The sequence below is a fragment of the Isoptericola sp. NPDC057391 genome, assembly GCF_042668085.1.
In the GTDB taxonomy this organism is placed as follows: Bacteria; Actinomycetota; Actinomycetes; order Actinomycetales; family Cellulomonadaceae; genus Isoptericola.
In genome coordinates, this window is record NZ_JBHVBO010000183.1 from 1 (window position 1) to 7,955 (window position 7,955).

The 7,955-nt window shown below is 76.4% G+C and carries 9 protein-coding genes and 1 pseudogene; 4 read left to right on the plus strand and 6 right to left on the minus strand.

The features are described from left to right. Both ACFUVW_RS17685 and ACFUVW_RS17690 read right to left on the minus strand, forming a co-directional pair. Window positions 1-967: pseudogene (locus ACFUVW_RS17685) on the minus strand (hypothetical protein); the annotation flags it as partial. Between the two features lie 150 nt (window positions 968-1,117). After that, window positions 1,118-1,435 carry an MTH1187 family thiamine-binding protein gene (locus ACFUVW_RS17690; protein ID WP_429733876.1) on the minus strand — a complete coding sequence of 106 codons (318 nt, stop codon included), beginning with the start codon at window positions 1,433-1,435 and terminating at the stop codon, window positions 1,118-1,120. 51 nt (window positions 1,436-1,486) lie between these two features. On the opposite strand from ACFUVW_RS17690, the gene cofD reads away from it, so the two are divergent. After that, window positions 1,487-2,437 carry a 2-phospho-L-lactate transferase gene (cofD, locus tag ACFUVW_RS17695; protein ID WP_430572619.1) on the plus strand — a complete coding sequence of 317 codons (951 nt, stop codon included), beginning with the start codon at window positions 1,487-1,489 and terminating at the stop codon, window positions 2,435-2,437. Next, complete coding sequence (cofC, locus tag ACFUVW_RS17700) at window positions 2,434-3,144, plus strand: 2-phospho-L-lactate guanylyltransferase (protein WP_430572620.1); 711 nt, start codon at window positions 2,434-2,436, stop codon at window positions 3,142-3,144. The genes cofD and cofC overlap by 4 nt, the downstream gene beginning before the upstream one ends. A gap of 11 nt (window positions 3,145-3,155) precedes the next feature. Here the strand turns inward: cofC and ACFUVW_RS17705 are convergent, their stop codons facing one another. Together ACFUVW_RS17705 and ACFUVW_RS17710 are read right to left on the minus strand one after the other, a co-directional pair. Next, window positions 3,156-3,536: a MerR family transcriptional regulator gene (locus ACFUVW_RS17705; RefSeq protein WP_430572621.1), complete on the minus strand. Its 381-nt coding sequence runs from the start codon at window positions 3,534-3,536 to the stop codon at window positions 3,156-3,158. Window positions 3,537-3,550: 14 nt separating this feature from the next. After that, window positions 3,551-4,285: an SDR family oxidoreductase gene (locus ACFUVW_RS17710; protein WP_430572622.1), complete on the minus strand. Its 735-nt coding sequence runs from the start codon at window positions 4,283-4,285 to the stop codon at window positions 3,551-3,553. A 104-nt stretch (window positions 4,286-4,389) separates the two neighbouring features. On the opposite strand from ACFUVW_RS17710, the gene ACFUVW_RS17715 reads away from it, so the two are divergent. After that, window positions 4,390-4,719, plus strand: a complete 330-nt coding sequence (locus ACFUVW_RS17715; RefSeq protein WP_430572623.1) for a cupin domain-containing protein — start codon at window positions 4,390-4,392, stop codon at window positions 4,717-4,719. 7 nt (window positions 4,720-4,726) lie between these two features. Here ACFUVW_RS17715 and ACFUVW_RS17720 read toward each other — a convergent pair whose 3' ends face one another. Continuing rightward, complete coding sequence (locus tag ACFUVW_RS17720) at window positions 4,727-5,707, minus strand: aldo/keto reductase (protein WP_430572624.1); 981 nt, start codon at window positions 5,705-5,707, stop codon at window positions 4,727-4,729. 103 nt (window positions 5,708-5,810) lie between these two features. Here ACFUVW_RS17720 and ACFUVW_RS17725 point away from each other — a divergent pair, with 103 nt between their 5' ends. Then, on the plus strand, window positions 5,811-7,253 hold the full coding sequence (locus ACFUVW_RS17725) for a PLP-dependent aminotransferase family protein (RefSeq protein WP_430572625.1): 1,443 nt from the start codon (window positions 5,811-5,813) through the stop codon (window positions 7,251-7,253). A gap of 9 nt (window positions 7,254-7,262) precedes the next feature. Here the strand turns inward: ACFUVW_RS17725 and ACFUVW_RS17730 are convergent, their stop codons facing one another. Continuing rightward, a complete protein-coding gene (locus ACFUVW_RS17730) occupies window positions 7,263-7,880 on the minus strand; it encodes a nitroreductase family protein (RefSeq protein ID WP_430572626.1) in 618 nt (205 codons plus the stop codon). Window positions 7,881-7,955 lie beyond the last annotated feature (75 nt).

Below are 7,955 nucleotides of genomic sequence, written 5' to 3' on the forward strand. Positions count from 1 at the left end.
GACCCGGTCCACGGCCCGGCGCGGGCGCCGGGCTCGGTGCCGGGCTCGGCGACGGGGGCACCGGGGCGGGCACGGGGCCCGCCGGCACGGGCAGCGGGCCGCCGGCCTCCGACGGCCCGGCCTCGGCCGACCGGGGCCGCGCGGCACGACGGCGCGTCCGCGACGGCGGGGCCGACTCCGCCCTCGACTCCGACCTGTCGCGCGGCGCCTGCACCGTGGCGGGCATCTTCCCGCCCAGCGCGAGGCCGACGGCCACGCCCTCGGCGAAGGTCTCGGGGTCCACGCCGCCGGTCGCCTCGGTCGCCCGCGCGGAGGCGTCGTCGTCGGGCGCGGCCACGGTGTCCGTGGAGCCCGCCGCGGCGGCGGGCGCAGACAGGCTCGGGGCCGACGGCGCGGACGCGGGGTGGATCACCAGCGGCGAGACGTCCACGAAGCGGCGACCGTCCGCGCTGTGCACCACGCCCATCTTCAGCACCTCGACGGGCATGGTGGGCTGGCGCAGGAAGTCGACGGCGTTGAGGATCTCCTCGCTCGCCTCCTGGCAGATGACGATGAGGCGGGCGCTGCTGCGGCCCGGCTGCGAGCGGGTGATGGGCACGCTGTCGTAGAACGCGGACACGTCGCGGTGGAAGGCCGACGGCCCGCCGTGGTACCGCTCGGCCAGGGCGCCGCGCGTCAGGCGGCCGGCGGCCCCGGCGTGGTCGAGCGCGCGGGTGAGGGCGGCGCGGTCCAGGTCGGCGACGAGCTCCACGACGACGGGCGAGCCGGTCGCGTCGAGGGCGAGCAGGTGCGGCTCGTCCGGGCCGGAGCCGGGACTGACGGGGAAGATCTGCTCGCCGAGCAGACCGTCGATGTGGCTGTCCACCACCCGGTGGGCGGTGGTCCCGACACCCTGGGCACTTGCCGCGGGCGACCGGTCGGACTGGACGAGGAGGGGCCTCTGGGCATCGACCTCGAACAGGGGCATGGCACACCACTCCTGGATCGGACCCGACCCCGGCGGCCGGATCCCGGGCCAAGCCTAAGGCCCCTGCGGCGTGGCGTGTACCACAGCGGGCTCCCAGGCGCGCGTCGACGCGCCAGGCCGCCCACGGCGAGGTGTGGCGGGGGTTCCGGGCTACGCGTGCCCGGTGCCGCCGTCGTCGGCGAGCCGCTCCTCGACGCGCGCGACCTTCGCGTCCAGCTGCCCGGTGTACCCGGGCCGGATGTCCGCCTTGAGCACCAGGGACACCCGGTGCCCGCCCGCGCCCACGGCCTCGGTGGCGCGCTGGATCACGGGCATCACCTCGTCCCAGTCGCCCTCGATCTCGGTGAACATCGCGGTGGTGCGGGTGGGGAGCCCGGACTCGCGGACGATGCGGACGGCGGCGGCGACGGAGTCCGCGACGGACTCGCCCGCGCCGAGCGGGGCGACGGAGAATGCGAAGACGGCCATGCCCCCATCCTGCACGCCCGCGTCCCTCCGCGAGGACCGTAGGCTCGTCGGGTGAGCACACGCGTCACCCTTCTCGCCGGCGGGGTCGGCGGCGCCCGCCTGGCCCACGGCCTCGCCCTCGCCCTGCCCGACGACGGCGCGCCCGCGCCGGACGGCGGCCTGACGGTCGTCGTGAACGTCGGCGACGACACCGAGCGGCACGGCCTGCTGGTCTCCCCCGACCTCGACACGGTCATGTACACGCTGGCCGGCCTGAACGACGAGACCCGCGGCTGGGGGCTGACCGACGAGACGTACACGACGCTCGACCAGCTGGCACGGCTCGGCGAGGACACGTGGTTCACGCTGGGCGACCGGGACCTCGCCACGCACGTCGTGCGGACGGCCGCGCTGCGCGAGGGCCAGCCCCTGCACGCGGTGACGGCGCGGCTCGCGACGGCGCTGGGCGTGCGGGCGCGGCTGCTGCCGGTGACCGACGACCGGCTGCGCACGCTCGTCGACACGCCGTCCGGCCGGGTCGCGTTCCAGGAGTACTTCGTGCGGCGGCAGCACGCCGACGCGGTGCTGGGGACCGAGCTCGACGGGGTCGCCGCCGCCCGGCCCGCGCCCGGCGTGCTCGACGCCGTCGCGGGCGCCGACCTGCTCGTCGTCGCGCCGTCCAACCCGTTCCTGTCGGTGGAGCCGGTGCTGGCCGTGCCCGGGGTGCGCGACGCCGTCCTGGCCTCGTCCGCCCGGCGCGTGGCGGTGAGCCCCATCGTGGGCGGGCAGGCGATCAAGGGCCCCGCCGCGCAGATCCTCGAGACGCTGGGGCACGAGGTGTCGGCGCTGGGCGTGGCCCGCCTGTACGCCGACCTGGTGGACGTCATGGTCGTGGACGACGCCGACGCCGCCCTCGCGGAGCCCATCCGCGACCTCGGCGTCGAGGTGCTCGTCACCGACACGATCATGGGCGGCGCCGGCGGCCGCGAGCGCCTCGCCCGCGACCTGCTCGCCCTCGGATGAGCGCGCCGGGTCCCGGCGACGGGCGCGGCGGGACGGTCGCGCTCGTGCCGCTGCGCGACGGCGTCTCGGGCAAGTCGCGGCTCGCGTCCTCCCTCGACCCGGCCGCACGACGCCGGCTGGTCGCGTCGCTGGCGCGCCACGTCGTCGCCGTCCTGCAGGCCGCGGACGGCGTCGACCGCGTGCTGGTGGTCACCGCCGACGTGCCGTTCGTGGTCGAGACCCTCGGCCCCGCTCACGGCGGCGGTCCGCGCCCGGCGCGTGTCGAGGTGGTCCCCCAGCCGCCGGACCGGCCGGGCCTGAACGCGGCGCTCGACGTCGGCCGGGAGGCGGCGCTCGAGGGTGGCGCGGAGCGGCTGCTCGTGGCGCACGCCGACCTGCCGCTGCTCGCGCCCGACGACGTCGCGGCGCTGCTCGCCGCGGGAGCGACCGCCGCGCCCGACGACGCGCCGCCCGTCGTCGTCGCCACGGACCGCCACCTCGCGGGGACGAACCTGCTGGTGCTGCCCGCGACGGCCGCCTTCCGGTTCCGGTTCGGCGAGGCGTCGCGCGCGGCGCACGTCGCCGAGGCCGAGCGCGCCGGCCTGCGGCCCGTCGTCGTGCGCCGCCCGGGCACCGCCGTCGACCTGGACACGATCGACGACTGGGGCGAGCTGCCCCGCGCCGTCCGCGACCGGCTGCGGCACGGGCTGGACCTGCCCCTCCCCTGACCCCGCGCGGCTCAGGGGTGCGTGTCGGTCGCGGCGATCACGCTGTCGAGGCGGGCGATCGCCGCGGCGAGGTCGTCGAGCCGGCCGCGGAGGCGGGCGCGCTGCTCGTGCAGCATCGCGCGCTGCTCGTGGTCGGTGTGCCCGGAGTCGATGCAGGGCAGCAGCCGGGCGATGTTGCCGCTGGTCAGGCCGGCGGCGTAGAGCTGCTGGAAGAACTGCACCCGGTCCACGGCCGTCTCGTCGTAGAGCCGGTGCCCGGCGGGCGTCCGCACGGTCCGCAGCAGACCCTGCTCCTCGTAGTAGCGCAGGGCGCGCACGCTCACGCCCGCACGCTGCGCCACCTCACCGATCTTCAGCACACCGGCGCCAACGACGTGCTCGGTGCGGGGCATTCCGAGCGCCCCGCTCAGCGGGATCGCGACGGGGCGGCGACCGCCTCCGGATACAGCGCCTCGGCCGGCTCGCCGAGCCGGGACCGCCACTCGCGGGTCGTCTCGTCGCCGAACACCTCGAGGGCGCCGGCCGCGAACCCGTCGAGCGCCCGGCGCACGACGTCGAGCGGCTCCGCGAGCGCCCAGTCGTCCTGCCCCCGGGCCCAGCCCGACATGTCCGTGTCCACGAGGGCCATGGCCAGCCCGGTGACCTGCGTGCCCTGGCCGGCCAGCTCGAGCCGGACGCCGTTGGTCAGCTGCCACGCGGCGGCCTTCGCCGCCCCGTACGTGTCGGCGAACCCGAACGCGCGGAACGCGCTCTGGGAGAGCACGTCGAGGATCCCGCCGCCGCCGTTCCTCCCGAGGATCGGCGCGAACGCCCGCACCATCCGCAGCGTGCCCCAGTAGTTGACGTCCATCTCCCGACGGGCGCCCTCGAGGTCGCCGCCGACGAACGGGGTCAGCGCCGCCACGCCCGCGTTGTTGACGAGGATCGTGACGTCCTGCGCGCGCTCGGCGGCCGCGGCCACCGAGTCGTCGTCGGTCACGTCCAGACGGAGCGGCGTGGCGCCCGGGACGTCGACCGCCTCCGGCTGTCGTGCCGCGGCGTAGACCTTCGTGGCGCCCCGGCCGAGCAGCTCGGCGACGAAGTGCCGGCCGATCCCTCGGTTGGCGCCGGTGACCAGGGCGATCTGATTCGTGATGTCCATGCGCGGGACGCTAGGACCTGACGTCGGCGTCAGGGTCAAGGGGTCACGACGACCCGGCGACGCCCGCACCGCTCAGTTCCGCGCGGGGGACCGGTCCATCCGGCATGAGCATCGAGCTGATCGAGCAGGCCACGCTTCCGGACGCCGACTTCGAGGGTTATCTGCACGGGTCCACCGTGTCGGTGATGTTCGAGCGGTTCGACCGCGACGGCGTCGGTCCCCGCCTGCACCGCCACCCGTACACGGAGACGTTCATCCTGCGCTCGGGCCGGGCGCTGTTCCGGGTCGGGGACGACGAGGTGGTCGCCGTGGGCGGCCAGATCCTCGTCGCCCCCGCCGGGACGCCGCACAAGTTCACCGTGATCGGGCCCGAGGTGTACGAGGCGCTGCACGTGCACGCGAACGACCGGTTCGTGACGGAGTGGCTGGAGTAGCCCCCGTTCACACGGCGTCGAGCCGCGCGCGCACGTCGTCGTCGAGGTCGAGCTCGGCGGCGCCGAGGATCTCGTCGAGCTGGGCCAGGCTGCTGGCCCCGACGATCGGGACCACCGGCACCGGGCCGCCGAGCAGCCAGGCGAGCGCCACCTGGTTCGGGGTGGCGCCGATCTCGTCCGCGACCTCGCGCAGCACCCGGAGCCGCGCGTGCGTCGTCGGGTGGTCGAAGCCGTCCCACAGCGGCTTGTCGTCGCGCACCAGCGCGCCCTGCATGAGCGGGGAGTAGGCGACGACGGCGAGCGGGCTGCCCGCCTCGGACGACGCGCGGGCGTAGTCCAGCAGCTCGTACGACGCCCAGTTGTGCCGGCCGACGTCGGGCCGCGGGTAGGGGTAGGTGAGCTGCTGCTGCACCAGGCCGTAGGGCGCGACGCCCTGGCGGCGGGCCTCCTCGCGCGCCTCGACCACGCGGTGCAGGGCGACGTTGGAGATGCCGGTGATCCCGACCAGCCCCTCCGCCTGCAGCTTGCCGAACGCGCCGACCGTCTCGGCGAGCGGGGTGTCGTAGTCGTCGACGTGGCCGTAGTACGCGTCGACGTGCTCGACGCCGAGGTGGCGCAGGCTCTCGCGCGCCTCCCAGGCGATGGTCTCGGCGCCGAGGCCCTGGTAGTTCGTGGGCGGCACGTGCTGCAGCGGCAGGTTCGGGTCCTTCTTGGCGGCGCCCACCTTGGTGGCGATCCGCAGCTCGTCGCGGTTGCGCCGTGCGGCGAGCCACCGGCCGAGGACGTCCTCGCTGTCGCGGCCGTGCCCGCCGCCCCAGCCGTTGTAGTTGTTGGCGGTGTCGAGGAAGGTGCCGCCGGCCTCGACGAAGCGGTCGAGGATCGCGAACGAGGTCTCCTCGTCGGTCCGGGTGCCGAACCACATGGTGCCGAGGCAGAGCGTGCTGACGTCGAAGGACGTCGTGCCGTCGCCGATCGTGCGGTAGCGCATGAGTGCTCCTGTCGGGGTGTCCGTGATGGGGGCCGGCGGACCGCCCGCCGGCCGACACCCACGACGCTACGAACGGATCGGCCCGGGTGTACCGTCCAATTCCATGGCTTCCGCCCAGACCAATTCGATCCTGGCGTGGGACACCGTGCTCGACCTCGGGGACGACGACGCCCCGCTGGTCGCGCGCCTCGAGCGCGCCGTGCGCGACGCCGTGCACGCCGGCCGCGTCCCCGGCGGGGCGGCGCTGCCGCCGTCGCGCGCCCTCGCGGAGACTCTGGGGGTGTCGCGGTGGGTCGTGACGGAGGTCTACGGCCAGCTCGTCGCGGAGGGGTTCTGCGAGGCGCGGGTCGGGTCCGGCACGCGGATCGCGGCCGGCGCGGCCGCGCACGCCACGCCGAAGCACGCGACGACGGATCCCACCGGGTCTGCCGCCCCCGCACGCCGGGCGCGCCTGGACCTCGCCCCCGGCGTCCCCGACCTGCGGCACGTCCCCCGGGCGGCCTGGCTGCGGGCGCTGCGCGACACCCTCGCGGACACCCCCGACGCCGACCTGGGCGCCCCGCACCCCGCCGGCCACCCGGCGGCCCGCGCCGCCGTCGTCGAGTACCTGGCGCGGGCACGATCCACGTGCGCCGGCCCCGACGACGTCCTGGTGACGCACGGCGCCACCGACGGGATGACCCGGCTCGCCCGCGCGCTGCGCTCCGCCGGGCACCACGCCGTCCTGGTCGAGGACCCGAGCTGGGGCCGGCTGCGCGACGTCGCGCGCGACGCCGGCCTGGTCCCCGTGCCGGTGCCCGTGGACGGCCGCGGCATGGACGTCGACGCACTCGCCGCGGCCGCCGCACGGACCGGCGCCCGCGCCGCGCTGGTCACGCCGGCGCACCAGTTCCCCACCGGGGTGGCCCTTGCGCCCGAGCGCCGCGACGCGCTCGTGTCGTGGGCGCGCGCCGTCGACGGCCTCGTGGTCGAGGACGACTACGACGCCGAGTTCCGCTACGACCGGCGACCGGTCGCGGCGCTGCAGGGTCACGACCCGGGTCGCGTCGCGCTGCTCGGGTCGCTCAGCAAGACGGTCTCCCCCGCGTTCGGGCTCGGCTGGCTGGTGCTGCCGCCGCGCTGGCGGGAGCGCCTCGGCGCGGACGCGGGCGGCCCCGCGCCGTCGACGCTCGACCAGCTCGCGCTCGCCCGGTTCCTCATGGACGGCGGCTACGAGCGACACCTGCGCGCCGCCCGCGGCCGGTTCCGCGGGCGCCGGGCGGCCCTGCTCGCCGCGCTCGACGCCGCGCTCCCCGGCCTGCCGGTGAGCGGCCTCGCGGCGGGGCTGCACGTCCTGCTCGGGCTGCCCGACGGCGTCCCCGCCGCCGCGGTCGTCCGCGCCGCCGCCACGCGCGACGTCGGCGTCGTCGACCTGCGCCGCTACCGCGTCTCCGCCGCGGCGCCCGCGAGCGAGGCGCTCGTCGTCGGGTACGGCAACCTCGCCGACGCGCGCGTGGAGGGGGCGGTCGCCGGGCTGGCCGCCGCGTTGCGCGCCGTCAGCGGGTGAGCGGGGGTCTCACCACCGCCCGCGGTGCACGACGTCCTCCAGCGGTTTGCGCCGGCGGCGCGTCGGGGAACCCTTCGCCGCGACGCCGGAACCCGCGTCGGCCGGGTGCCCCACGGCGACGACGCCGGTCTGCACCCACGCGTCGGGGATGCCGAACGCCTCCCGGAACACCGGCATCTCGCCGGCGCCGATGCCGAAGAAGCACGCGCCGAGGCCCTCGTCGACCGCCGTCTGCAGCATGAGGAGCGACGCCATGCCCGCGTCGACGTGCCAGTACGGCACCGGCCAGCGCGCCTCGTCGCGGTCGGTCCAGCCCTTGTCGGCCTCGGCATACCGGCCGAGGTAGGCGTCCTTCGAACACAGCGCGACGACCAGCACCGGGGCGGTGCGCATGCCGGCCAGCCAGGTGGACATGTCCCGCTCGGAGGCGGCCGGCGTCGCCGCCGTCCAGAACCGCTCGCGGTCCTCCGGCTCCGTCAGCACGAGGAACGACCAGCCCTGCGAGAAGCCCGCGCTGGGCGCCCGCACCGCGTTGCGCACCAGCCGGTCCACCGTCTCGGGCGGCACGGGCTCGTCCGTGAACCGCCGCACCATCCGCCGTCTGCGCACCACGTCCTGGAACTCCACGGGCCCATCCTGCCGCCCGCCACGCCCGGGCTCGGGCATCGAGCGTGCTGACTTGATCCTCAAACGGGCCGTTTG

Excerpts from the sequence above, each read along its gene's own strand:
- ACFUVW_RS17690 (WP_429733876.1), bottom strand. The coding sequence starts at position 1,435 with ATGGCCGTCTTCGCATTCTCCGTCGCCCCGCTCGGCGCGGGCGAGTCC.
- cofC (WP_430572620.1), top strand. The coding sequence starts at position 2,434 with ATGAGCGCGCCGGGTCCCGGCGACGGGCGCGGCGGGACGGTCGCGCTC.
- ACFUVW_RS17705 (WP_430572621.1), bottom strand. The coding sequence starts at position 3,536 with ATGCCCCGCACCGAGCACGTCGTTGGCGCCGGTGTGCTGAAGATCGGT.
- ACFUVW_RS17710 (WP_430572622.1), bottom strand. The coding sequence starts at position 4,285 with ATGGACATCACGAATCAGATCGCCCTGGTCACCGGCGCCAACCGAGGG.
- ACFUVW_RS17715 (WP_430572623.1), top strand. The coding sequence starts at position 4,390 with ATGAGCATCGAGCTGATCGAGCAGGCCACGCTTCCGGACGCCGACTTC.
- ACFUVW_RS17720 (WP_430572624.1), bottom strand. The coding sequence starts at position 5,707 with ATGCGCTACCGCACGATCGGCGACGGCACGACGTCCTTCGACGTCAGC.
- ACFUVW_RS17725 (WP_430572625.1), top strand. The coding sequence starts at position 5,811 with ATGGCTTCCGCCCAGACCAATTCGATCCTGGCGTGGGACACCGTGCTC.